Origin of the sequence: Paeniglutamicibacter sp. MACA_103 (assembly GCF_045798555.1) — a bacterium.
GTDB lineage: Bacteria > Actinomycetota > Actinomycetes > Actinomycetales > Micrococcaceae > Paeniglutamicibacter.
The window spans coordinates 41,759-63,631 of the sequence record NZ_JBIXLN010000007.1; the positions used below are offsets into that span (position 1 = coordinate 41,759).

The 21,873-nt window shown below is 65.1% G+C and carries 20 protein-coding genes; 10 read left to right on the plus strand and 10 right to left on the minus strand.

The window, feature by feature from the left end; all coding sequences use genetic code 11:
• Window positions 1-110 precede the first annotated feature (110 nt).
• The 6 genes from ACIPVK_RS05055 to ACIPVK_RS05080 form a co-directional block, all read right to left on the minus strand.
• On the minus strand, window positions 111-515 hold the full coding sequence (locus tag ACIPVK_RS05055; protein ID WP_407610869.1) for an ectoine synthase: 405 nt from the start codon (window positions 513-515) through the stop codon (window positions 111-113).
• Window positions 516-556: 41 nt separating this feature from the next.
• Complete coding sequence (ectB, locus tag ACIPVK_RS05060; protein WP_407610870.1) at window positions 557-1,825, minus strand: diaminobutyrate--2-oxoglutarate transaminase; 1,269 nt, start codon at window positions 1,823-1,825, stop codon at window positions 557-559.
• A 145-nt stretch (window positions 1,826-1,970) separates the two neighbouring features.
• Entirely contained in the window at window positions 1,971-2,516 is a 546-nt protein-coding gene (gene ectA, locus ACIPVK_RS05065; protein ID WP_407610871.1) for a diaminobutyrate acetyltransferase, read from the minus strand.
• 289 nt (window positions 2,517-2,805) lie between these two features.
• A complete protein-coding gene (locus tag ACIPVK_RS05070; RefSeq protein ID WP_407610872.1) occupies window positions 2,806-3,219 on the minus strand; it encodes a DUF779 domain-containing protein in 414 nt (137 codons plus the stop codon).
• A gap of 151 nt (window positions 3,220-3,370) precedes the next feature.
• The gene (gene adhP / locus ACIPVK_RS05075) at window positions 3,371-4,399 is read right to left on the minus strand and encodes an alcohol dehydrogenase AdhP (protein ID WP_407610873.1); all 1,029 of its coding nucleotides are present in this window, start codon (window positions 4,397-4,399) and stop codon (window positions 3,371-3,373) included.
• A 171-nt stretch (window positions 4,400-4,570) separates the two neighbouring features.
• Window positions 4,571-6,094, minus strand: coding sequence for an aldehyde dehydrogenase family protein (locus tag ACIPVK_RS05080; protein WP_407610874.1), 1,524 nt, complete (start codon window positions 6,092-6,094; stop codon window positions 4,571-4,573).
• 317 nt (window positions 6,095-6,411) lie between these two features.
• Here ACIPVK_RS05080 and ACIPVK_RS05085 point away from each other — a divergent pair, with 317 nt between their 5' ends.
• On the plus strand, window positions 6,412-7,533 hold the full coding sequence (locus ACIPVK_RS05085) for an FAD-dependent monooxygenase (protein WP_407610875.1): 1,122 nt from the start codon (window positions 6,412-6,414) through the stop codon (window positions 7,531-7,533).
• 29 nt (window positions 7,534-7,562) lie between these two features.
• On the opposite strand, the gene ACIPVK_RS05090 is transcribed toward ACIPVK_RS05085, so the two are convergent.
• Entirely contained in the window at window positions 7,563-8,873 is a 1,311-nt protein-coding gene (locus ACIPVK_RS05090) for a GAF domain-containing protein (RefSeq protein ID WP_407610876.1), read from the minus strand.
• A 258-nt stretch (window positions 8,874-9,131) separates the two neighbouring features.
• Between ACIPVK_RS05090 and ACIPVK_RS05095 the strand changes: the two genes are divergently transcribed.
• Window positions 9,132-9,548, plus strand: coding sequence for a VOC family protein (locus ACIPVK_RS05095; RefSeq protein WP_407610877.1), 417 nt, complete (start codon window positions 9,132-9,134; stop codon window positions 9,546-9,548).
• A gap of 314 nt (window positions 9,549-9,862) precedes the next feature.
• Here the strand turns inward: ACIPVK_RS05095 and ACIPVK_RS05100 are convergent, their stop codons facing one another.
• Window positions 9,863-11,131, minus strand: a complete 1,269-nt coding sequence (locus tag ACIPVK_RS05100; RefSeq protein ID WP_407610878.1) for a carbamoyl-phosphate synthase — start codon at window positions 11,129-11,131, stop codon at window positions 9,863-9,865.
• An 83-nt stretch (window positions 11,132-11,214) separates the two neighbouring features.
• Here ACIPVK_RS05100 and ACIPVK_RS05105 point away from each other — a divergent pair, with 83 nt between their 5' ends.
• From ACIPVK_RS05105 to ACIPVK_RS05115, 3 genes are read left to right on the plus strand one after another with little or no spacing between them, the layout of a single operon-like run.
• The gene (locus tag ACIPVK_RS05105; protein ID WP_407610879.1) at window positions 11,215-11,544 is read left to right on the plus strand and encodes a metal-sensitive transcriptional regulator; all 330 of its coding nucleotides are present in this window, start codon (window positions 11,215-11,217) and stop codon (window positions 11,542-11,544) included.
• Between the two features lie 50 nt (window positions 11,545-11,594).
• Window positions 11,595-11,918, plus strand: a complete 324-nt coding sequence (locus tag ACIPVK_RS05110) for a heavy-metal-associated domain-containing protein (RefSeq protein WP_407610880.1) — start codon at window positions 11,595-11,597, stop codon at window positions 11,916-11,918.
• 56 nt (window positions 11,919-11,974) lie between these two features.
• Window positions 11,975-14,305, plus strand: coding sequence for a heavy metal translocating P-type ATPase (locus ACIPVK_RS05115; RefSeq protein WP_407610881.1), 2,331 nt, complete (start codon window positions 11,975-11,977; stop codon window positions 14,303-14,305).
• A gap of 96 nt (window positions 14,306-14,401) precedes the next feature.
• Here ACIPVK_RS05115 and ACIPVK_RS05120 read toward each other — a convergent pair whose 3' ends face one another.
• Both ACIPVK_RS05120 and ACIPVK_RS05125 read right to left on the minus strand, forming a co-directional pair.
• Entirely contained in the window at window positions 14,402-16,501 is a 2,100-nt protein-coding gene (locus tag ACIPVK_RS05120) for an FAD-dependent oxidoreductase (protein WP_407610882.1), read from the minus strand.
• A gap of 9 nt (window positions 16,502-16,510) precedes the next feature.
• Window positions 16,511-17,131, minus strand: a complete 621-nt coding sequence (locus ACIPVK_RS05125; protein WP_407610883.1) for a TetR/AcrR family transcriptional regulator — start codon at window positions 17,129-17,131, stop codon at window positions 16,511-16,513.
• Between the two features lie 168 nt (window positions 17,132-17,299).
• Between ACIPVK_RS05125 and ACIPVK_RS05130 the strand changes: the two genes are divergently transcribed.
• The 5 genes from ACIPVK_RS05130 (at window position 17,300) to ACIPVK_RS05150 (ending at window position 21,857) form a co-directional block, all read left to right on the plus strand.
• Complete coding sequence (locus tag ACIPVK_RS05130) at window positions 17,300-17,860, plus strand: helix-turn-helix domain-containing protein (RefSeq protein ID WP_407610884.1); 561 nt, start codon at window positions 17,300-17,302, stop codon at window positions 17,858-17,860.
• A gap of 65 nt (window positions 17,861-17,925) precedes the next feature.
• Entirely contained in the window at window positions 17,926-19,050 is a 1,125-nt protein-coding gene (locus ACIPVK_RS05135; RefSeq protein ID WP_407610885.1) for an ABC transporter substrate-binding protein, read from the plus strand.
• Window positions 19,047-19,961 (plus strand): ABC transporter permease, encoded by a 915-nt coding sequence (locus tag ACIPVK_RS05140; RefSeq protein ID WP_407610886.1) that lies wholly within the window; start codon window positions 19,047-19,049, stop codon window positions 19,959-19,961. The genes ACIPVK_RS05135 and ACIPVK_RS05140 overlap by 4 nt, the downstream gene beginning before the upstream one ends.
• The gene (locus tag ACIPVK_RS05145; RefSeq protein WP_407610887.1) at window positions 19,958-20,752 is read left to right on the plus strand and encodes an ABC transporter permease; all 795 of its coding nucleotides are present in this window, start codon (window positions 19,958-19,960) and stop codon (window positions 20,750-20,752) included. Before ACIPVK_RS05140 ends, ACIPVK_RS05145 begins: the two co-directional genes overlap by 4 nt.
• Window positions 20,745-21,857, plus strand: coding sequence for an ABC transporter ATP-binding protein (locus ACIPVK_RS05150; protein WP_407610888.1), 1,113 nt, complete (start codon window positions 20,745-20,747; stop codon window positions 21,855-21,857). The genes ACIPVK_RS05145 and ACIPVK_RS05150 overlap by 8 nt, the downstream gene beginning before the upstream one ends.
• Window positions 21,858-21,873 lie beyond the last annotated feature (16 nt).

Sequence of the window (21,873 nt, forward strand, 5' to 3'; positions counted from 1 at the left end):
GCGCCGTACCGCGCAGACACCGATGTGCCGGACCCGTCGGGGCCGGCACATCGGGGTGCCCGCACCTGGGAAAGAGGCGGGCAAATCCAGGGGGTGTCCCCGTTGGGGGGCTAGGAGACCGAAGCGGTCTCCTCAAGGACCAGCGGGTACACGCCGTTCTCGTCGTGGACCTCGCGGCCGGTCACCGGCGGGTTGAAGACGCAGGCCATGCGCAGCTCGGTGGTGGCGCGCACGGTGTGCTTCTCGTTGCCGTCGAGCAGGTACATGGTGCCGTCGCGCAGCTCGTGCACCTCGCCGGTGACCTCGTTGGTCAGCGTGCCCTCGCCCTGGACGCAGTACACGGCCTCGATGTGGTTGGCATAGTGGAACGTCGAGGTGGTTCCGGCGTAGATCACGGTGTCGTGGAAGGAGAAGCCGACGCCTTCCTTGGCGAGCACCATGCGGCGGCTGCGCCAGGTCTCCGACTTCACGTCGCGGTCGGTGTCGTTCAGGTCGTTCAGGTTGGTAACCAGCATGTGTCCTCCTGGGATCGGTTGGGTGTGGTGGGTGGTGCAGGCTATGCGGAGGCCAGGGCCGGGGCCCCGACGGCGGTGCGCACGGCCTCGGCGAGGATTGCCAGTCCGCGGCCGAGTTCCTCATCGGTAATGGTCAGCGGCGGCATGATCTTGATGACTTCGTCCTCGGGGCCCGAGGTCTCGACCAGCAGGCCGTTCGCAAAGGCCTCGGCGGCGACCTTGGAGGCCGTGGCCAGGTCCGGGAAGATGATGCCGGCGAGCAGTCCGCGGCCACGGACGCCAGCACCCTCGACGGTGCCGGCGATCTCCTCGAGTCCGCGGTGCAGGGCCGCGATGGTGCCCGCAAGCTGCTGCGCGAACGCGTCATCGGCCCAGTAGGTGCGCAACGCCGCGGTGGCGGTGACGAAGGCCGGGTTGTGGCCGCGGAAGGTCCCGTTGTGCTCGCCGGGCTCCCAGACGTCCAGCTCCGGGTGGAACAGCGTCAACGCCATCGGCAGCCCGTAGCCGGAGATCGACTTGGACACGCACACGATGTCGGGTTCGATCCCGGCTTCCTCGAAGCTGAGGAAGGTTCCGGTGCGGCCGCAGCCGGCCTGCACGTCGTCGACGATCAGCAGGATGTCGTGGCGCTTGAGCAGCGCGGCGAGGCTGCGCAGCCACTCGGAGCGGGCGGCCCGCAGCCCGCCCTCGCCCTGCACGGTCTCCACGATCACGGCGGCCGGCTTGTCCACGCCGGAGCCCGAATCCTCCAGGATCCGCTCGAGCCACATGAAGTCGGCGGTGGTGCCGTCGAAGTAGTCGTCGTACGGGATCTTGGAGCTGTTGGTCAGCGGGATGCCGGCACCCTTGCGCTTGAGCGAGTTGCCGGTCACCGACAGCGCACCCAGGGTCATGCCGTGGAAGGCGTTGGTGAAGGAGAGGATGTGCTGGCGCCCGGTGACCTTGCGGGCCAGCTTCAGCGCCGCCTCCACGGTGTTCGTCCCGGTCGGGCCGGGGAACATGACCTTGTAGTCGAGGTGGCGTGGCTTGAGGATCAGTTCCTGGAACGTTTCCAGGAATTCGCGCTTGGCCGGGGTCATCATGTCCAGCGAGTGCACGACGGCCCTGCTGGCCAGGTAGTCCAGCAGCGGCTTGGTCAGCTTCGGGTTGTTGTGCCCGTAGTTCAGGGCGCCGGCGCCGGAGAAGAAGTCCAAGTACTCGGTCCCGTCCTCCGCGGTTTGCGTGGCACCGGTGGCGTGCGTGAACACGACCGGCCAGCTGCGGGAGTAGCTGCGGACTTCGGATTCCAGGGTTTCAAAAATGTTGCTCATGGTCTTTCCCTTCAATAGGTACGACAAAGCTGCGGCCAGGTCCCTCAGGGACCGGTCGCGGGGCGGAGATGCGGGTGGTGGTGCGGGCGGGTTGCCCGCCGTGCGCAAGGGATGCGGCCGGTGGCCGGCCAGCGTGGCGGCGCCGCTAGCGGCTGCCGGCGACCGCCAGAGAGGGCAAAAGCGAAATGGCGTCGCGGCCGATAGGGGCGATCCGGTACAGGTACTCGGTGTCGTGGCCGTCCGGGTACAGCTCGGGGGTGAACAGGGCGGTGCGGGTCAGGTCGGCCCCGTGCCGTTCGGCGAAGCGGGTGAACAGCCGGTTGGAGGGCGCGTTGTCCTGCGTGACCGTGGTTTCGAGGCGCTCCGCGCCGCAGCGTGCGGCAAGCTCGTCGAGCATGGCCGCGGCCAGGCCGCGCTGCTGGAAGCCGGCACCCACGGCGACCTGCCACACCATGAGGGTTCCCGGCTCGTCCGGACGCAGGTAGCCGGTGACGAAACCGGCCGGGGCACCGCCGATCTCGGCGACAAGCGACGTCTTGGCGAAGTCGCGGCACCAGAGCAGGTACGCATACGAAGTGTTCACGTCCAGCACCTGGCTGTCGTGGGCCATCTGCCACAGGGCCTGGCCGTCGGATACTGCTGGTTGGCGGAATGTTGCCTCGGACAATGTGTTTTCGAGTTCTACAACCATCCATTCCAACGTAGCCATGTGTCGGGAGAATTCAACCCGGGGTGCAGCGCATTTGACACGAATCCGCCCGCGGCGGGAGCCTGCCCCCATGCGAGGGGATCCCACGGGCGACTAAGGATGCACGGGTGCCGCGCGGGGCCCAAAACAGGCCCTAAATACCGTTACCGTTTTGTTATATTACGTCGCGCACTTGTGTCGGCCATCACGCCCCAAATCGCGGATCGGGCTGCCCGGCCGGCCGAAATCGATGCGCCGGCGGGTGCCACGGGCCGGACTCCCGCCGCATCCGCTAGACGGAAGGGAACTGAATGATCTCGCTGCGGATCAGGAACCTCTTGCCCTCGGGCGCTTCCACGGAGAAGCCCGAACCGCGCCCGGGGACCACGTCGATGGTCAGCTTGGTGTGCTTCCAGTACTCGAACTGCTCGCGGCTCATCCAGAAGTCCAGGGCGCCCAGCGCACCGCCCGCGTCGTCCGGCAGCGTGAAGGTGCCCAGCAGGATGTCCGAATCGCCGGTCTTGAAGTCCCCTGCCGGGAAGCACATGGGCGAGGACCCGTCGCAGCAGCCACCGGACTGGTGGAACATCAGCGGCCCGTGCCGGTCCCAGAGCTTGCGCAACAGGTCCGCGGCTTCCTCCCCCAGCGCCACCCGCGAAAATTCCTCGCCGGCAATCCTCGGCGCCGACTCGATGACGTTATCCATGGTTCTGCTCCCTTGTCCTTCCGGTGTTTCCAATGACAGACACCACCGCCCGGCACCGTCTTGCGGGATCGGTGCCGGGCGGGAGGTGTGGAACGGTTCGTGCACCGGCCTTGCCCTGGTTCCACGGGGCAAGGTGATCATTGGGTGCTCGTTACTTGTTGACGTAGTCGATGACCACGCGGCCATCGATCTTGGCGTGCTTCATCTCGTCGAAGACCGCGTTGACGTCTTCGAGCGGGCGGGTGTGGAAGGTCGGCTTGATCTTTCCGCGGGCGTAGAAGTCCAACGCCTCGTCCATGTCCTGCCGGGTGCCGACGATCGAGCCGCGGATGGTCAGTCCCTTGAGCACGATGTCGAAGATGGGTGCCGGGAAGTCCCCCGGCGGCAGGCCGTTGAACACGATCGTTCCGCCGCGGCGGGTCATGCCGATGGCCTGGCCGAACGCGGCCGGGTGCACCGCGGTGACCAGCACCCCGTGGGCACCGCCGGTGGCCGCCTGGATGGCCTCGGCCGGGTCTTGCGCGAACGCGTTGACGGTGACCTCGGCGCCGTGGCTGCGGGCCAGGGCCAGCTTTTCCTCGGCGACGTCGACCGCGGCGACGCGCATGCCCATGGCGACCGCATACTGCACCGCAATGTGTCCAAGCCCGCCGATGCCGGAGATGACGACCCACTGGCCGGGCTTGACCTCGGTCTGCTTCAGGCCCTTGTAGACGGTCACGCCGGCGCAGAGCACCGGGGCGATCTCGTACGGGTCCGCGCCCTCGGGGATGTGGGCGGCGAACTTCGCATCCACCAGCATGTATTCGCCGAAGGAACCGTTGACAGAGTATCCGCCGTTCTGCTGCGACTCGCAGAGGGTTTCCCAGCCGGTGCCGCAGTACTCGCAGCTGCCGCAGGCGCTGGCCAGCCAGGCGTTGCCGACCAGGTCGCCGACCTTGACCTCGGTGACCCCTTCGCCGATCTTCTCGACCGTGCCGACGCCCTCGTGGCCGGGAACCAGCGGGAGGTTGGGCTTGATGGGCCAGTCGCCCTCGGCGGCGTGGAGGTCGGTGTGGCAAACGCCGGAGGCGATGACCTTGACCAGCGCCTGGCCGGGGCCTGGCTCGGGGATCTCGGTGGTTCCAACGGTGAGTTCGTCGCCGAATTTCTCGACAATTGCTGCGCGCATGGTGCTCATCAGGTTTTCCTTGTCATTGGTCGATGGCGCGGGCACAGGGGGCGTGCGCCGGATGGCGACTGGCCCCTGATCCCGCGCCACCGAAGAAGGGTCGAAGGGAGGGTGGTGCTCACGTGCGGGGGTGGTGCGCGTTGGGGTCGGCGGCCTTCCGGCCGCCGACCAAATGGCGGTTTAGAAGAAGCCGAGCTTGTCCTCCGAGTAGGAGACCAAAAGGTTTTTGGTCTGCTGGTAGTGGTCAAGCATCATCTTGTGGTTCTCACGTCCGATGCCGGAGGACTTGTAGCCGCCGAAGGCCGAGTGCGCCGGGTAGGCATGGTACTGGTTGACCCAGACGCGGCCGGCCTGGATGTCGCGCCCGGCGCGGTAGGCGGTGTTGCCGTTGCGGCTCCACACCCCCGAGCCCAGCCCGTAGAGGGTGTCGTTGGCGATCTCGATCGCCTGGTCGTAGCCGGAGAACTTGGCGACCGAGACGACGGGGCCGAAGATCTCCTCCTGGAAGATGCGCATCTTGTTGTGGCCCTCGAAGATGGTCGGCTGCACGTAGTAGCCGCCGGCCAGGTCGCCCTCGAGCTCCGCCCGGCCGCCGCCGGTGAGCACCTTGGCGCCCTCGGCCTTGCCGATGTCCAGGTAGGAGAGGATCTTTTCCAGCTGGTCGTTGGACGCCTGGGCGCCCATCATGGTCTCGGTGTCCAGCGGGTTGCCCTGCTTGATGGCCTTCGTGCGCTCCACGACGTCGGCCATGAAGGAGTCGTAGATGGATTCCTGGACCAGGGCGCGCGAGGGGCAGGTGCAGACCTCGCCCTGGTTCAGCGCGAACATCGTGAAGCCTTCCTTGGCCTTGTCGTAGAACGCGTCGTCCTTGGCCGCGACGTCCTCGAAGAAGATGTTCGGGGACTTGCCGCCCAACTCCAGGGTGACCGGGATCAGGTTCTCCGAGGCGTACTGCATGATCAGCCGGCCGGTGGTGGTTTCGCCGGTGAACGCGATCTTGCGGATGCGCTTGTTGGAGGCCAGCGGCTTGCCGGCCTCGACTCCGAAGCCGTTGACGACGTTCAGCACGCCGGCCGGGAGCAGGTCGCCGATCAGCTCCATGAGCACCAGGATCGAGACCGGGGTCTGTTCGGCGGGCTTCAGCACGATCGCGTTGCCCGCGGCAAGCGCCGGGGCGAGCTTCCAGACGGCCATGAGGATCGGGAAGTTCCAGGGGATGATCTGCCCGACCACGCCGAGCGGCTCGTGGAAGTGGTAGGCGGTCGTGTTGTCGTCGAGTTGGGACAGGCCGCCCTCCTGGGCGCGGATGGCGCCGGCGAAGTAGCGGAAGTGGTCGATGGCCAGCGGCAGGTCGGCGTTGATGGTCTCGCGCACCGCCTTGCCGTTGTCCCAGGTCTCGGCGACCGCAAGCATCTCGAGGTTTTCCTCGATGCGGTCGGCGATCTTGTTCAGGACCACCGCGCGTGCCGCCGGGCTGGTCTTGCCCCACGGGCCGGCTGCCGCTTCCGCCGCATCCAGGGCCGCCTCGATGTCCTCCGCGGTGCCGCGGCCGACCTCGCAGAAGCCCTTGCCGGTGACCGGGGTGATGTTCTCGAAGTACTCGCCCTTGATCGGGGCGACCCACTGGCCGCCGATGTAGTGCTCGTAGCGGGACTTGAACTGGACCAGTGAACCTTCGGTGTTGGGGTTGGCGTAGACCGTCATGACGACTCCTTGCAATCGGTGGTGTGGTGCTGCTCTGAATGTGAGCCTACTCACACCAACGTTGCGGCAACGTTGCATTCCAAGGTGGCAAGGATGTGCCGGCCGCGACACCGTGGAGTTGCGCGAGGGTCGCTTTGCACAGCCGCTCCGGGCGTTGAGCCAGCGGGCCACCGCCACACGCGGCATTGCCCGGCCATCACGCCGCACAAACCGTCCAGGGCGCCGGCACAACCGTCCCCCCTTCACACCGTTTCCCGGACTCCGTAGCGTGGGTTGCACGCGGCAGTCCTGTCCGCGGGAAATGGAGGCGGCTCACGATGGCCGTAAGGAAAGTTCTGGTGGTAGGCGGCGGAATAACCGGCACGGTGGCCGCCATCGCGATGAAACAAAAGGGCCTCGACGTCACGCTCGTCGAGGCCTCCCCCGTCTGGCACGGTGTGGGCCACGGGATCACCGTGCAGGGGAACGCCCTGCGCTCATTCCGCGAGATCGGCGCGTTGGAGAGAATGCTTCCGAAGGCGCATGCGTTCACCGGCCTGCAGCTGCGCCATGCCGACGGGCACCTGATCGCCACGATCCAAACCCCTCGCACCGGCGGGGAGGATCTGCCCCCGACCATGGGGGCCCTGCGCAGCGACCTGCAAACCGTGCTGGTGGACATGATCCACGAGCTGGGCATCGAGGTAAGGCTCGGCACCGAAATGACGGCCTTCAAGAACCTCGACGATGGCGTGCGGGTCACCTTCCGCGAGGGAACCACCGAAGACTACGACCTGGTGGTCGCGGCCGACGGAATCAATTCCAGGACCCGACCCATGCTCGGCATCACCCACAACAAGAAGCCGACAGGGCTGGGCATCTGGCGCGTCGTCGCCCGCCGGACCCCCGACATGGACTGCGCCGCGGTGTTTCACCACGGACCGCAATACAAGGCCGGGTACACCCCCATCTCCGCCGACCTCTGCTACGCCTACGTACTCACCGACCCGCAGCGCCCGGACAACGGGCTGGGGGCCGCCGACGAGATCAAGCGGCTGCTGGCCGGCTACCACGGGCCCTTCGACAGCATCCGCGAAAACATCACCGAGGCCGACGTGATGAACTTCCAGCCCATCGAGTGGCTGCACGTGGACGACGAGCCGTGGCACCGGGGCCGGGTCATCCTCATCGGGGACGCCGTCCATGCCTGCCCGCCGCTGATCGCCCAAGGTGCCGCGCAATGCTGCGAGGATGCGACCCTGTTGGCCGAATATGTCACGCGCGAGGGCGACATCGAGGCCTTGCTCCAGGAGTACGTCGCCCGCCGGAAGGCGAGGGTCGCCGGAGTCGTGGCAGCCTCGATGCAGCTCGCCGATTGGGAGCTGCACCCCGATCAGGAAGGAATCGACACAGCCGGGCTCATGGCCGACGCCCTCCAGGCGCTGACTGCCCCCGCGTGATCCCGCCCGCGGAACACCGCGGTCACCGGTCAACCGGCGGATTCGAGCCGTTCGAGTGCGGCAACCACCATGGCCCGGCGGGGCGAGCGGGCGGGCAGAACCTGCAAGGTCGTGCCGAGGACTTCCTCGTCGTCCTGCACCTCGGGCAGCTCCAGGAAGCGAAGAAGTTGCGTGTCGCTGCCGTCCTGCAGCATCCCCTGCCTCAGCGCGGCGAAGACCTCGTCTCGGATCACCTCGATGCCCGGGGCCTGCGAGCGCGGCAGGACCGGACCCCCATAATGGGACAACGCGGCGTCGAGGTCACCGCCTTCGATGGCGAGCAGCACCTCGCGGGCATCACTTTGCGGAAGGTTCCCGAGCCGATACGGGCGCGAAAGTGGTACCAACAGCGGATCGAATTCCGCCAGGACCTTGCGCAACCTGACCATTTCCGCCCGGAGCGTTCCCACATCGGCGGCATCGGGATTGAGATGCAGGAACTCGACCAATTCCTCGCCGGTGAGCCCGCGTGGATGCCAACTCAGCAACGCGAGCAGTTCCGCGTGCCTGGTGCTTAGCTCAATGCTCCTGTCGCCGCGATGCAGCTCCGCTCCAGTGCCGGAGGTCAGCCGGAGCATGGAGCTCTCGACCGGCACGGCCTTCACCCGGGAGGCGGCTGGAACGATGAAGGACCTTCGCGACGGTTCGACGCTTTCCTGGTGCCAGCGCAGCTCGGACTCGGCCGCCGCCACCGCCGCCCTCAGGAGTGCCAGTGAATGTGCGGCGACGGCGTCCTCGCCGCCGGTGATGTCCACGACGCCGAGTATTTCCCCGGTGTCCGGCGCATGGATGGGTACGGCTGTGCAGCTCCAGCGCTGGGCGATGGGGTCGAAGTGTTCCGCACCGGAAACCTGCACTCCGCCTCGGGTGGCAAGCGCCGTGCCCGGCGCCGAGGTTCCCACGGTGCGTTCGGACCAATCTGCACCGGGAACAAAGGCCATGGATTCGGCATCCCGCAAGGCCTGGCTGTCCCCCTTGACCCAGAGCAGGCGTCCCGTGTGATCCCCGATGGCCAGGATCAACCCCGTCTCCCGTGCCGGTTCGAGCAGGAGCCGGTCAAAGACCGGAAGGACAAGCCGCAACGGCGAGGCGCTCCGCAACTCGAGCAGGGCGTCGTCGCCGAGCACCGTGTGGGCGTTGGATTCGGCCGTGCCCTTGTATTCCAGGGACCGCAACCATGAATCGCGGACCACGTCGCGCAATTTCCAGGCCACGTGGTCGAGCGCCCCGATTCCCAGCGTCTCGTGGGCCGCCAGCGCACTGCGCTGCAACGCCATGGAGGCGGGAGAAATGAGAGGCATTTTTCACCTTCCGCGGGGCAAGGAGCCAAGGAGCGGAGTCTTGAGCTGACACCACGGCGTGATCCCCTTCACGATTTGCTCCCAAGCTTAGGGGAGATTCCCGGTCAAATGAACCCCGCCGGCTGCCGCCACCACATCGGCGGTCACCGGATCCACCGCGCGTCCTGCCCTTGCACTGATCCCGACGCCCGAGCATCATGGGTGCGGGATGTCTTCCCGTTTCACCAAACGTCTCTTCCCAAGAAAAGGAGCGGCCCCATGGCCCGCATGATTTTCGTCAATCTTCCCACCAAGGATCTCGCCGCCTCGGATGCGTTTTATGCCGGGCTGGGATTTGAAAAGAACACGGACTTCTCCAATGAGGTGGCCACCGCGTGGATGATCACCGAGACCATCTGGGTCATGGTGCTCACCGAGGAGTTCTACTCCTCGTTCCTGCGCAACGGGGACAAGCCCACCTACGGCGCCGGCCCGCGCGAGGTGCTCAATGCCATCAGCGGTGAAACCCGCGAAGAGGTCGATGAGTACGCCAGCCGCGCACTCGCGCATGGCGGCACCATCTACCGCGAGGCCGCCGAGGAGTTCCCGGGCATGTACTCGGTGGCATTCCTGGACCCCGACGGACACGAATGGGAAGTCGGCTGGATGGACATGTCGGCCGCCCCGGGCGCATAAAAGAAGCAGGTAGGTGTGCCACCGACGTTTCGGTCCGCGGCACACCTACCTGCTGGTTCCTGGTTTCGGGGCCTTCGAGTTCAGGCCGTGCAGGCCTCATTGGAACATCCCGCGTCCCGCGGTGACCAATGGGCCGCGCTCTCGCCCTTGTCCTCCCACACAATGTGGCGGTGCTGGCCGCATCGTTCGCAGGAAGGCGCCAGGAAGGTGGCACGCTCGGCATCCGTGTACAACTTGTAGTCACCCATGTTTTTCTCCCTTGAACCGCACGGAACTAAAGTGCAATCACTCTACGCCGGGTTGGGAGCGGAACTCTAGGATGCCGGGTGGTGGCGCTTGAACTTGCGGTAGTGGTTGACCGTGCTGAGAAGGATGTAGAACCAACGCCGGGGGTTGGTTTCCTTCCTGTAGTACAGCGGGTGGCTGTAGCGCTTGGCCGAAATGAGTTCCTCGACCCCGCTCTTCATGTCGCTTGGCAGATAGCGGCGCAAGAGCCGCAGCGGCAGGATGTTGTAGAGGTGGCGGTTGCCGGCGACCTGCAGTTCTTCGCCCCCCGCAAGCCCTCCGCGCAGGTATTCCTCGACATAGAAGCGCGTGACGTTGTTCCCGGCGGCGGTGATGTAGAAGTGGTTGCGGCCCAGGCGCGGGTTCAGTTCAAAGAACTTGTAGGTGCCGTCGCGCGGGTCGAGCTTCATGTCGAACATGGAGAAGCCGGTCCAGCCGAGCTCCTCGAGCAGGCGCGTGCCCTCGACAACCGCCGTCTCGTTGGGCTGCGCGACGATGGCAGCTGAGTTTCCCAGGGCCCCGGGCGCGTGCTCCTCGACGATGACCCGACCGCAGGAGGCAAAGCGCACCTTGCCGGTGCGGTCGCTGAAGAACGTGGCCAGGTGCATGCCGCTGTCATCGCCCGGGATCAGGTCCTGGACGACAAGCGTGCCGGTGTACCCGGCGCTGGTCGCATTGGCGATGAGGTCGGTCAGTTCCGCCAGCGAGGCGACGGTGTGCACTTTTTTCTTGCCCGCAAATTCCAGGGCTCCCCAGGCCACGCCGTCCGAGGGCTTCACGATGGCGGGGAACGGCACGCCCTCGGCGGCGAGTTCGGCCTCCAGTGCCGCGGGATCCGCGGAACCGCCGGCGCAGTCATGGACCACGGTGGCCGGGTAGCTCACGCCGAGGTCGCGGCACAACTCGTAGAAGGCGTCCTTTTCGGTGGCCCGGTCCAGCTCCGCGTTGCCCACATACGGGATGGTGAACCACTCGGAGAGCTCGTCGGCGTGGGTGGCGATGAAGCGGATGTGCTGGTCCGCCGCGCCGAGGAGCAGCAGCGGCCGCTTGGTGCCGTTGGCGCCGACGAGTTCACGTCCCAGCCCGGAAACGAAAGCGGCGAATGCCGCCGGGTCGTCCTGCTGCGCGAACGGGCGCGGCACCAGGATGCGCGAGTGTTCGGTTATGCCGGTCATGACCGAGGGGACGACGACCGAGCGCACGTCGTACTGCTCGTGGAACTCGCGCGCCAACGAGTACGCACCGATGTCACCGCCCAAAATGACAGGGACGAAGGGCTGGTTCTCGTTGATCTGCATGAACCAAAACTATCAACCCCACACAAATCGGATACCCCATAGGGGTACTTGACAAAATACCCATAGGGGGTATTGTTTGAGGCATGGAAAACATCGCTCTCCCCCTCGACGAGCACGTCGGGCACGGATACACGGCCAACAAGGAAGCCCTGACGAAGCGGCTCAGCCGCATCGAAGGCCAGGTCCGCGGCGTCAGCCGCATGGTGAACGAGGACAAGTACTGCATCGACATCCTTGCGCAGATCTCGGCCATCAATGCAGCCCTGCACAAGGTCAGTCTCGGCCTGTTGGAAGAACACGTTTCCCATTGCGTCGTGAATGCCGCAGAGCAGAGCGTCCAAACCGGGGACCGGTCCTACGTGGACGATAAGGTCTCCGAGGTCACCACGGCCATTGGCCGTCTGCTGCGCTGAGACACCCTCCCCAAGATTTCCCACCCAAGAACCCACCCCCAGGAGAAACCATGAGCGAAACATCAAGCGGCGGTTGCTGCGGCGGCAGCTGCGGCTGCAACTCGAGTGAAGGACTCACCATCACCACGCGACCGGAGGACACCATGGCACAGAACCACATCACCCTGAAGATCGACGGCATGACCTGCGGCCACTGCGTCGCCTCCGTCACCGAGGAACTGCGGGACGTCGAGGGCGTCACCGACGTCGAGGTCATCCTCTCGGCAGGCGGCACGTCCACCGCAAACATCACCGCCAGCACCCAGATCCAGGAAACTCTCCTGGCCCAGGCGGTCCAGGAAGCCGGCTACACGCTCGTTTCCACCGACGCCTAACCCCATACCGCCCGCCCGCTGCGAGATCCGCAGACGGAAACCCCAGGAACGGAACCATGAGCAACGAGACCGACATCCCCGTCAACCAACGCATCGTCGACCTGGACATCCAGGGCATGACCTGCGCATCGTGCGTGGGCCGCGTCGAACGCAAGCTCGGAAAGATCGAGGGCGTCGAGGCCCTGGTGAACCTGCCGCTGGAATCGGCACGCGTCACCGTCCCGGAATCCGTCAGCGACGACCAACTCATCGCAACCGTCGAATCCGCCGGATACAAAGCACAGGTCAAGCCCGATAAGCACGCCCACGCCGCGATGCCTGCGGCCGCAACCCCTCCGGCGCCCGAGGCGGGCGACGGTGGCGAACACGGGAATCACGGCACCGCACCGGCACACGGACCCGAGTCGCATGCAGCCGGCATGCACGACCACGGACCCGTCGGCGGGGACTTGAGGAAGCGGCTCATCGTGGCCGCCATCCTCACCGTGCCGCTCTTCATCATTTCCATGATCCCCCCGGCGCAATTCCCGCACTGGGGCTGGGTCGCGATGGCGTTGTCCACCCCCGTGGTCTTCTGGTCCGCCTGGCCCTTCCACCGCGCCGCGGCCATCAACGCCCGCCACTTCGCCTCCACGATGGACACCCTGGTGTCCATCGGCGTGCTGGCAGCCTACTTCTTCTCGCTCTGGCAGCTGATCGCCGACCCGAACATCACGGCTCACATCGGCATGTCGATGAGCGAACACGCACTCTACTTCGAAACCGCCGGTGTCGTGGCCACGTTCCTGCTGCTGGGCCGCTGGCTCGAGGCCCGCGCCAAGTCGCGCGCCGGCAACGCCCTCAAGGCCCTGCTGGACCTGGGCGCCAAGGAAGCCACGGTGCTGCGCAACGGGGTGGAGACCAAGATCGCGGCCTCCGAGCTGGTTCCCGGCGACGAGTTCGTCGTGAGGCCCGGGGAAAAGATCGCCACCGACGGCTTCGTCGTCACGGGACACTCGGCCATCGACACCGCACTGGTCACCGGCGAATCGGTGCCCGTCGAGGTGGGTCCGGACGACACCGTCACCGGTGCCACCATCAACACCTCCGGGGCCCTGCTGGTGCGCGCCACCCGCGTCGGGGCGGACACCACCTTGGCCCAGATGGGCCGGCTGGTGTCCGAGGCGCAGACCGGCAAGGCACCGATCGCCCGACTGGCCGACCGCATTTCCGCCGTCTTCGTTCCGATCGTGCTGGTCATCGCGGTTCTCACCTTCGTCCTCTGGCTGATGTTCACCGGAGATCTGAACTCTGCCTTCACCGCGGCCGTCGCCGTGCTGGTCATCGCCTGCCCGTGCGCCTTGGGCCTGGCCACCCCGATCGGATTGCTGGTGGGAACCGGTCGCGGGGCCCAGCTGGGCATCCTGATCCGCGGACCGCAGGTCCTGGAAGACACCCGCAAGATCGACACCGTGCTGCTGGACAAGACCGGAACCATCACCGAGGGCAACCTCGCCGTCACCTCGCTGGACCCGGTCGCCGGGTTCGATGAGCCGGAGCTGCTGGCCCTGGCCGGGGCCGCAGAGTCCGGCTCCGAACACCCGATCGCCCACGCCATCGTCGCCGCGGCCCGCGCCAAGGCAGCGCTGCGGGAAACCAGCGGATTCAATTCCGCACCGGGCGGCGGCGTCCGCGCCACGGTCGGCACCCGCGTGGTTGTCGCGGGCCGGGAAAGCTGGTTGAAGGAAAACGGCATCGAACTCACCGATGGGCACCGTGCCGGACCTGCGGCAGCGCAGCGGGCCGGCGCCACCTCCATCATGGTTGGCGTCGACGGGTCCTTTGCCGGATTGGTGAACCTGACCGACACCATCAAAGAATCCTCCGCCGCCGCCATTGCCAGGCTCAAGGAACTGGGCCTGCGCCCGGTCCTGCTCACCGGCGACAACGCCGCGGTGGCCAAGCTGGTTGCCGCACGGGTCGGCATCGCCGAGGACGACGTCTTCGCCGACGTTTTCCCCGACGGCAAGGCCCAGGCCGTGCGCGAGCTACAGGCCCGCGGGCAGGTGGTCGCCATGGTCGGCGACGGCGTCAACGACGCCCCTGCACTGGCCCAGGCCGACCTGGGGATCGCCATGGGATCGGGAACCGATGTCGCCATCGAGGCCGCGGACCTGACCATCATGGGCAACGACCTGTCCCAGGTGGCCCAGTCCATCGAGCTGTCCCGCAAGACCCTGGGCACCATCAAGATGAACCTGTTCTGGGCCTTTGCCTACAACACCGCCGGCATCCCGATCGCCGCGCTCGGGTTCCTGAACCCGATGATCGCCGGGGCCGCGATGGCCGCCAGCTCCGTGCTGGTGGTCGCCAACTCGCTGCGCCTGCGCAGCTTCGGACGCAAGTAGCGCCCTCGCGAAGTCGCGCCTTGGTTCGTGGTCCCACTTGCGGGAACGTGAACGAACGCGGGGCCGTGGCCCGGGTGATCGCATCGATCATTCAGGTCACGGCCAGGGCGCATTTGCTCCGGCCCTCGAGCCTTCGAGCATTGCCTCTTCCAAGCCTCGCGGGCCCAGGGCGTCGCCGATGACCTTGTTCCGACCGGCCATGTCGGCCGCACCCGCAGGGGTGAGGGGCACTCGTCCGTGTGATGCCACGATTGTCTTGATTTCCGGTGGAATTTCCCGAATGCGCCCGGAAAACACATTTCGCAGAACCAACTCGTCGGTCCCCGCCGCCAGTTCCAGGTGCGGCAGCATCGTCATTTCGTCGACGTCCAAGCGGGCCAAATAGCCGTTCCGCTGGTACTGGTGGACTTGCTCGACCGGTGAGGGACCGGCGTAGGAGTAATACACCCTGCGGCCAAGTCCCAGAAGCAGTTCCGCACAGTCCAGGCCCGTGGGGTCGCCGCCCCAGTCGGCAATGAGCACGGGCCCATTGACCAGCTGTGGGTCGTCCAGGACCTGCCATGCATCGAGCAGTTTTCTCTGCGTCGTTGCCGCCCAAATCGCCGCGTCGCGGTAGGGCCTTGCCCCGGTGGCCGCGATGACGGAGTCGAAGCCGGCGAGCACCGCGGCGGTGGGTTGTTCACCGAGTCGAACTTCGATGCCGTTTTCCTCGATGCTGCGCTCGGCCCACACGCGCCAGGCCTTCCAGACACTCTGCTGTTCGGGCGCGACCCCGGCCATGCGCAGCTGCCCACCGATCATTTCTCGGCCTTCAAAGACCGTCACGCGTCTTCCATGCTGGGCCGCTGAAACAGCCGCCGCCATTCCCGCAGGGCCTGCGCCGATGATGGCCACGGAGTTTGTAGCCGTGCTCAGCTCCAGTCGTGCCGGCTGGGATTGGCTTGCTTCTCGCCCGGTGGCGATGTTCATGACACAGGCGATGGGAAGCCCCGCATGGTAGTGGCCGATGCATCCCACATTGCAGCCAATACAGGGAATGCCCTCTTCCCCGGTCCCTGCCTTGCGGATCAAATGCGGGTCGGCAATGTGCGCTCGCGTCATGCCCACGAAGTCCAGGGCCCCTCCCGCCACCGCCGTGTCGGCTTCCTCCAAATCGGTGATTCGGGTGGTGGCCATGATGCTTACCGAGCCATCGATTCTCTCCCGGATTCCATTCATGCGCTCGAGAATGCTGTGGGGCATCGACGCCGCCCGCGGGGCTATGAAAGTCGATCCCTGGTAGGTGGCCGAATCCCCGACGACGAAGGAAAGAAAATCTATTCCGGCTTCCCTGGCCAGGATCGTCGAGACTTCTGCGCATTCGTCGTAGCACATGGCCCCTGGACTGATCTCGTCCAACGCAATTCGTATGCCCAATGCCATGTCTTCGCGTATGTTGGCGCGAACCTCCGCGACGATTTCGAGCAGGAATCGAAGCCGGTTGCGTAGGTCCCCGCCGTATTGATCGGTACGAAGGTTGCTCCGCGGGGCGATGAACTGGGCGGGGAGGTAGGCATGGGAGGCCGAGATCTCCACGCCATCCAAGCCTGCATCCGCCATGTTCCTTGCCGACAGTGCGTAGCCGGCAATCAGTTCGCGGATGTCGTCGTCGTCCATGGCCCGCGGTTCAACATGGAACCGCGTGGAAGGCACCGCGCTGGGCGCCAGGGCTGGAGCCTTCGGTGCCGACGCGATTTGTTCGCGACCACCGTGGAAGAGTTGCACGAGCATTTTGGCGCCATGCCGATGCACCGCAGCGGCCACGGCCGAAAGTGGCTCGACAATTTCCGGCAGGTATCCGCCCAGGGTCTTCGCCGTGAGCAGCCCGCTGGGGTGCACCGCGGTCGCTTCCAGAAAAACCATCCCGATGCCGCCCCGTGCGCGCTCTTCGTGATACGCGCGCAGATCGTCGGTCGGAACGTGGTTCTCGACCAGGGATGTCTGATGTGCCGAGCTGAAGATCCGGTTCCGCACGGAAACGGGCCCTAGCTTGCCCGGAGTCAGAGCCCCATCCCGCGGTCGGGTCCGGGACAAAGGAATCGGGGCAGTTGTCATGGGATAGCACCTTTCGGGCGGCGGAGTCGGGGCCCGAAAGGGGCAAACCCATTTTCCAATACGCCCATATTGGCAATGATTGCCCGGGGCGTCAATGGCCATGGAGCCATGCTAGGAATCGGCCGGAGAGGTACCCTGCAAGCCAAGAAGCACTTCAGCCGCCGCGACCAGCCTCTGGTCCGGCAACGCAACGGACCCCGGGTCGGTGAGCGCGGCAACATCGATCCCGTCCACCAACAGCACGAGCGTTTCGGCCGTCTCCCGAACACCCAGGCTCGGCCGAAAGGCCCCGGCCGCCTCGCCCTCGGCAATGATCCCCTCCATGACCGCACACCAGCGGGCATTGATCTCCGACACCAGAAGTTGCACCTGTGCGTCACGCTGACTCTGCGCGAGCAGGTCGATCCAGACCAGGACGCGCTGGCGTCGATTGCCACCGTGGGACGCATATCGACACATGTCCAGCAGGCGCTCCCAGGGTCCCGCGGAGCCTGCCGCAATCACCGCCATGTCATCGACCACGGACTGCAGGTACCATTCCTGGGCCTTGTGAACCAACTTGCTGCGGTTTTCAAAATGGTGCTGCAGGCGCCCCACGGAAACATTTGCGACAGCGGCAATGTCCCGCATCGTGACCGAGGCGGCTCCGCGCCGGGCGATCAATTCGACGGTCGCACGCAGCATCGGCTCCAGGGATTCAGCGGAAATTCTCGGCCGCCCTCGTTGTTCCATGGTGCCAACCTACGCCACCACGGGATTGCGCACCGAAAGTCCTAGGCCGGAAGCTTTGCGGTCAATTCATCATTGTGCGCCACGCCTTCTTGACCTAGGGTGAGGTAAACACTTTGCATAGTGACGCACGACACAATGATTACTTCCATCAAACAGGATGTTTTCTAAATGGATTCAGATGCAAACGACACTCTTGGGTTCCGCGTCAAAGCCGCGCGCGAACTTCGCGGCCTGACCCTGCGCAAACTCTCCACCGCCACAGGGCTAAGTCCCGGATTCATCAGCCAGCTGGAAAACAACCGCTCCAACGCTTCCGTCGCCACCCTCAAGAACCTTGCTTCCGCACTGGGAGTTAGCACCGCCGAGCTAATCGAAGGGAGTATCAGAAATTCCCAGGGGGTGTTGCTCAAGGCCGACCGACCAACGATCCGCATGGCCGATGGCCTGACCAAGTTCATCCTGACCCGTGCCCCGCTCCGAAACCTGGAGATCTGCACCGCGGACATCGAGCCGGGCGGCAGTACGGGCCATGAGCACTACCGGCACGGAAACTCCCAGGAATTCGTGATGTGTCTTCGAGGACGCGTGCATCTGGACGTTGGCGAGGAAAAGCACGTCCTCGAGGCAGGCGACAGCATCGAATACCTCTCCTCCATCGAACACGGACTGCGCAACCTCGAGCAGGAATCCGCGGAGGTCCTCTGGGTCGTGTCCCCTCCCACCAGCTAGGCAGAACCGCTCAACGACAGACTCCCCAACGAAATGACCATCCACACCACGACGTAGGAGAAGCAATGTTCAATTCCATGGTTGGCAAGAACCGAGGGCGTGTAGCCCTGTCCCTGGCGGCGGCCTCGGCCCTGCTCCTCACGGCCTGCGGGGGCAGCGCCCCCGCAGCATCGGACATCGATCTGGGGGACGGCCCAGCCAAGGCAGGCACCATCAAGGCCGATGCGCTCAAGGGCAGCACGCTCACCTTCGTGTCCTACGGCGGTCTCTACCAAGACAGCCAGATGGCGGCGGCGGTCACCGCATTCGGTGAGGAGTCCGGTGCCAAGATCCTTTCGGACGGTCCCACCGAATACTCCAAGATCAAGGCCCAGGTCGCATCGAACAACGTGTCCTGGGACGTCGTGGACACCGGTTCCTACTGGGCCGCCAGCCAATGCGGCACCGAGTTGATGCCGCTGGACTACGACATCATCGACGTCTCAAATATCCCCGAGGAATTGGTCAGTGAATGCGCGGTTCCCGCCATGCAGTATGCCAACGTCTTCATGTACAACACCGACAAGTACAAGGACGCCCCGAGCAGCTGGAAGGACTTCTTCGATACCGAGAAGTATCCTGGCAAACGCTCGATCGACGGCACCGAGAACATCGAGGGCGGCATCATCGAAGGCGCCCTGATCGCCGACGGCGTTGCACCCAAGGACCTCTACCCGCTGGACCTGCCGCGCGCCTTCAAGAAGCTGGACACCATCAAGGACAGTCTCGTCTACTGGACCACCGGCGCCCAGGCGCAGCAAATGCTGGAATCCGGCGAAGTGGACATGTCCGTGATGTGGTCCGGCCGCGCGTTCGGCGCCGTCAAGAACGGCGCACAGTATGCCCCCGTGTGGGATGCCTCGGTCGTCGTGATGGACACCCTCACCGTCCCGAAGGGTGCAAAGAACCCCAAGGCGTCCATGGCCTTGATCAACTACTACCTGGGGGCCGAGCAGCAAGCGAAGCTCACCGAGGAATCGTCGTACTCCCCCATCAACACCCAGGCCAGGCCAAAGCTGGACGCGACAGGGAAGAATTTCCTGATCACCGACCCTGCCATCGCGGCCAAGACTCTGGTCGGCGACTTTGACTGGTGGGGCAAGAACTACACCGACGTCGCCGAGCAATGGGTCGCCTGGGTCGCAAAATGAGTTTCCCTACCCTCGAGAGCGTGCGCGAGGAATCCTCGCCGGAACTCACGGCCGCGCCCCGCTCCCCCAAACGGGGGTTGCATCTGGGGCCCGCGTTCCTGATTCTCCCGGCACTTGCCCTGGCGCTGGGAATCTTCGCCTACCCCCTCGCCGAGTCCATGTGGCGCAGCGTCTCCGATCCCGTCCCGGGGCTGCAGAACTACCAGTGGTTCGCCTCCGACTCGGCGAATTGGATGATCCTTGGCCGCACCCTGTGGATCGCTTTCCTCTCGGCCGCCATCTGCCTGTTGCTGGCTTATCCATACGCCTACTTCATGACGATCTCCGGCCCGAGAACGAAGACCGCATTGATCGTCATCGTGTTGATCCCGTTCTGGACCTCGCTGATGATCCGCAGCTTCGCGTGGATCATCCTGCTGCAGGACACCGGGCTGGTCAACGAAATTCTCTCCTGGGTGGGGCTCGGGCCCTTCAGCATGATACGCAATACCACCGGCATCCTCATTGGCATGGTCCAGGTGCTGTTGCCCTTCATGGTGCTTCCCCTGTATTCGGCCATGAAGAACGTTGACCTGCGCCTGGTGCAGGCCGCGGCAAGCCTTGGCGCCCGCCCTTCAGTAGCTTTTGCCAAAATTTTCTTCCCGCTGGCCATGCCCGGGGTGATTTCCGGTTCACTGCTGGTCTTCATCCAGGCACTGGGCTTCTACATCACCCCGGCGCTGCTCGGCTCACCCTCGCAGATGCTCATTTCCCAGTACATCTACGTCCAGGTCAACGGACAGCTCGAATGGGGCCGCGGTTCCGTGTTGGGCGTCCTGTTGTTGACGGCAACCCTTCTATTGCTCGGATTGCTCGCGCTCTTGACCAAGCGGAGCAAACGCAGCACCGGTGACGATGGAGATCTCTTGTGAAACACAGCCCCCTGACCCGCGGCCTGCTGGGCTTCTACACCGCCCTCGTGGCCTTCCTGCTCATCGCCCCCACGGCCGTTGTCATCCCGCTGAGTTTCACCGACAAGGCGTCGTTGAGTTTCCCGCCCACCGGATGGTCAACGCGCTGGTACAGGAACTTCTTTGAGGACCCGGCCTGGACCTCTGCCTTCGGCAATTCGATCCTCGTGGCGCTGATTGTCGTCGTGGTGGCCACCAGCGCCGGCACCGCCGCCGCCGTGGGCATCAGCCGATGGAAGCGGCGTCGCTGGGCCAAGGCCTCCCAGGTGCTGGTGCTCGCCCCCTTGGTGGTCCCCTCGATCATCCTGGCCATCGGAATCTACGCCATGTTCCTGCGCTTCCAGCTCCTCGGCACTCTGCTGGGCTTCGTGGCTGCGCACTCGATTCTCGCGATCCCCTTCGTGCTGGTCTCCGTTACGGCGGCATTGGCGGGGTATGACGAACGTCTGAGCACAGCGGCGGCTTCCCTGGGCGCAACCCGCTGGGAGTCGTTCCGCGCCGTGATGCTGCCGCTGATCATGCCGGGGGTCGTCTCCGGCGCACTCTTCGCCTTCGTCACCTCGTTCGACGAGGTCGTACTCTCAATCTTTATCAAGAGCCCCTATCTGGAAACACTGCCCGTAAAGATGTACGCATCGGTCACCCGCGACACCGATCCGACCATCGCAGCCGCCGCAACCATGATCATGCTGCTCACCACCGTCATCATCGCCGTTGGCCTTTTGAGCATGCGCAGGAGGAAACATGTCTAATCAAGAACCGGGAACCGGGATCAGCATCGATGTCCGCAACGCCACCAAGCGCTATGAGAAGTCGGTCGCCGTCGACGACGTCTCATTGAGCATCAAGCCCGGAGAATTCATCACCCTGTTGGGCCCCTCGGGTTCCGGCAAGACCACGACACTGAACCTCATCGCGGGATTCACGGACCTGTCCAGCGGTTCCATCGAAATCGATGGGCGCAGGGTCGACAACGTCCCGGCCCACAAGCGCGGGCTGGGCGTGGTCTTCCAGCACTACGCCCTCTTCCCGCACATGAACGTCGCCGAGAACATCGCCTTCCCCCTGCGCCAACGCAAAATCCCCAAGGAGGCCCAGGCCCGGATGATCGGAGAAATCCTGGAAACCGTGGGGCTTGCCGGCTACCAGGACCGCTACCCGAAGGAGCTCTCCGGAGGCCAGCAGCAGCGCGTCGCGTTCGCCCGCGCCATGGTGTTCGACCCGATGGCCCTCCTCATGGACGAACCCCTCGGCGCCCTGGACAAGAACCTGCGCGAAAAGCTCCAACTTGAAATCAAGCGCATCCACCAGGAAGTGGGCCGCACTTTCGTTTTCGTCACCCACGACCAAGAGGAAGCGCTGATCCTCAGCGACAGGATAGCGATCTTCAACAACGGCCGCATCGAGCAGGTGGGAACCAGCAGCGATCTCTACGAACGGCCCGAGAGCCTCTTCGTTGCCAGATTCATGGGGGAATCAACGGTCTTCAAGTCCGCGGTTTCCAGCAACGGCACCGATTGGTCCATGGACTTCCACGGCACGACGATCCACGGCGCCGCGAGTGGTGGCACGCCTTCCAGCGGGGCGCTTGTCCTGCGCCCGGAACAGATGCGCGTTGCCGAATCCGAATCCGAGGTCCCGCTGGGCTCAACAATGGTCCCGGTCAAGATCATCCAGAACATTTACCTGGGTTCCGGGCACAAGTACGAGCTGCTGCTGCCCGACGGCACCACCGGCATCGTTCGAACGCCGCGGGAACGAGGCACCTCCCTGCGCCCCGGAGACAACGCCTGGGTCCACTGGAACGCCGAACACGGCGTGCTGCTCAACGACCACGACCTTGTCTCCACCACCTGATCCAACCCAGACCACC

Bases quoted from the DNA above. Each gene is read 5' to 3' on its own strand.
- ACIPVK_RS05115 (WP_407610881.1), top strand. From the start codon at position 11,975: ATGAGCAACGAGACCGACATCCCCGTCAACCAACGCATCGTCGACCTG.
- ACIPVK_RS05055 (WP_407610869.1), bottom strand. From the start codon at position 515: ATGCTGGTTACCAACCTGAACGACCTGAACGACACCGACCGCGACGTG.
- ACIPVK_RS05100 (WP_407610878.1), bottom strand. From the start codon at position 11,131: ATGCAGATCAACGAGAACCAGCCCTTCGTCCCTGTCATTTTGGGCGGT.
- ectB (WP_407610870.1), bottom strand. From the start codon at position 1,825: ATGAGCAACATTTTTGAAACCCTGGAATCCGAAGTCCGCAGCTACTCC.
- ACIPVK_RS05140 (WP_407610886.1), top strand. From the start codon at position 19,047: ATGAGTTTCCCTACCCTCGAGAGCGTGCGCGAGGAATCCTCGCCGGAA.
- ACIPVK_RS05120 (WP_407610882.1), bottom strand. From the start codon at position 16,501: ATGGCCATTGACGCCCCGGGCAATCATTGCCAATATGGGCGTATTGGA.
- ACIPVK_RS05090 (WP_407610876.1), bottom strand. From the start codon at position 8,873: ATGCCTCTCATTTCTCCCGCCTCCATGGCGTTGCAGCGCAGTGCGCTG.
- ectA (WP_407610871.1), bottom strand. From the start codon at position 2,516: ATGGTTGTAGAACTCGAAAACACATTGTCCGAGGCAACATTCCGCCAA.
- ACIPVK_RS05070 (WP_407610872.1), bottom strand. From the start codon at position 3,219: ATGGATAACGTCATCGAGTCGGCGCCGAGGATTGCCGGCGAGGAATTT.
- ACIPVK_RS05150 (WP_407610888.1), top strand. From the start codon at position 20,745: ATGTCTAATCAAGAACCGGGAACCGGGATCAGCATCGATGTCCGCAAC.
- ACIPVK_RS05125 (WP_407610883.1), bottom strand. From the start codon at position 17,131: ATGGAACAACGAGGGCGGCCGAGAATTTCCGCTGAATCCCTGGAGCCG.
- ACIPVK_RS05080 (WP_407610874.1), bottom strand. From the start codon at position 6,094: ATGACGGTCTACGCCAACCCCAACACCGAAGGTTCACTGGTCCAGTTC.
- ACIPVK_RS05085 (WP_407610875.1), top strand. From the start codon at position 6,412: ATGGCCGTAAGGAAAGTTCTGGTGGTAGGCGGCGGAATAACCGGCACG.
- adhP (WP_407610873.1), bottom strand. From the start codon at position 4,399: ATGAGCACCATGCGCGCAGCAATTGTCGAGAAATTCGGCGACGAACTC.
- ACIPVK_RS05130 (WP_407610884.1), top strand. From the start codon at position 17,300: ATGGATTCAGATGCAAACGACACTCTTGGGTTCCGCGTCAAAGCCGCG.
- ACIPVK_RS05110 (WP_407610880.1), top strand. From the start codon at position 11,595: ATGAGCGAAACATCAAGCGGCGGTTGCTGCGGCGGCAGCTGCGGCTGC.
- ACIPVK_RS05105 (WP_407610879.1), top strand. From the start codon at position 11,215: ATGGAAAACATCGCTCTCCCCCTCGACGAGCACGTCGGGCACGGATAC.
- ACIPVK_RS05095 (WP_407610877.1), top strand. From the start codon at position 9,132: ATGGCCCGCATGATTTTCGTCAATCTTCCCACCAAGGATCTCGCCGCC.
- ACIPVK_RS05135 (WP_407610885.1), top strand. From the start codon at position 17,926: ATGTTCAATTCCATGGTTGGCAAGAACCGAGGGCGTGTAGCCCTGTCC.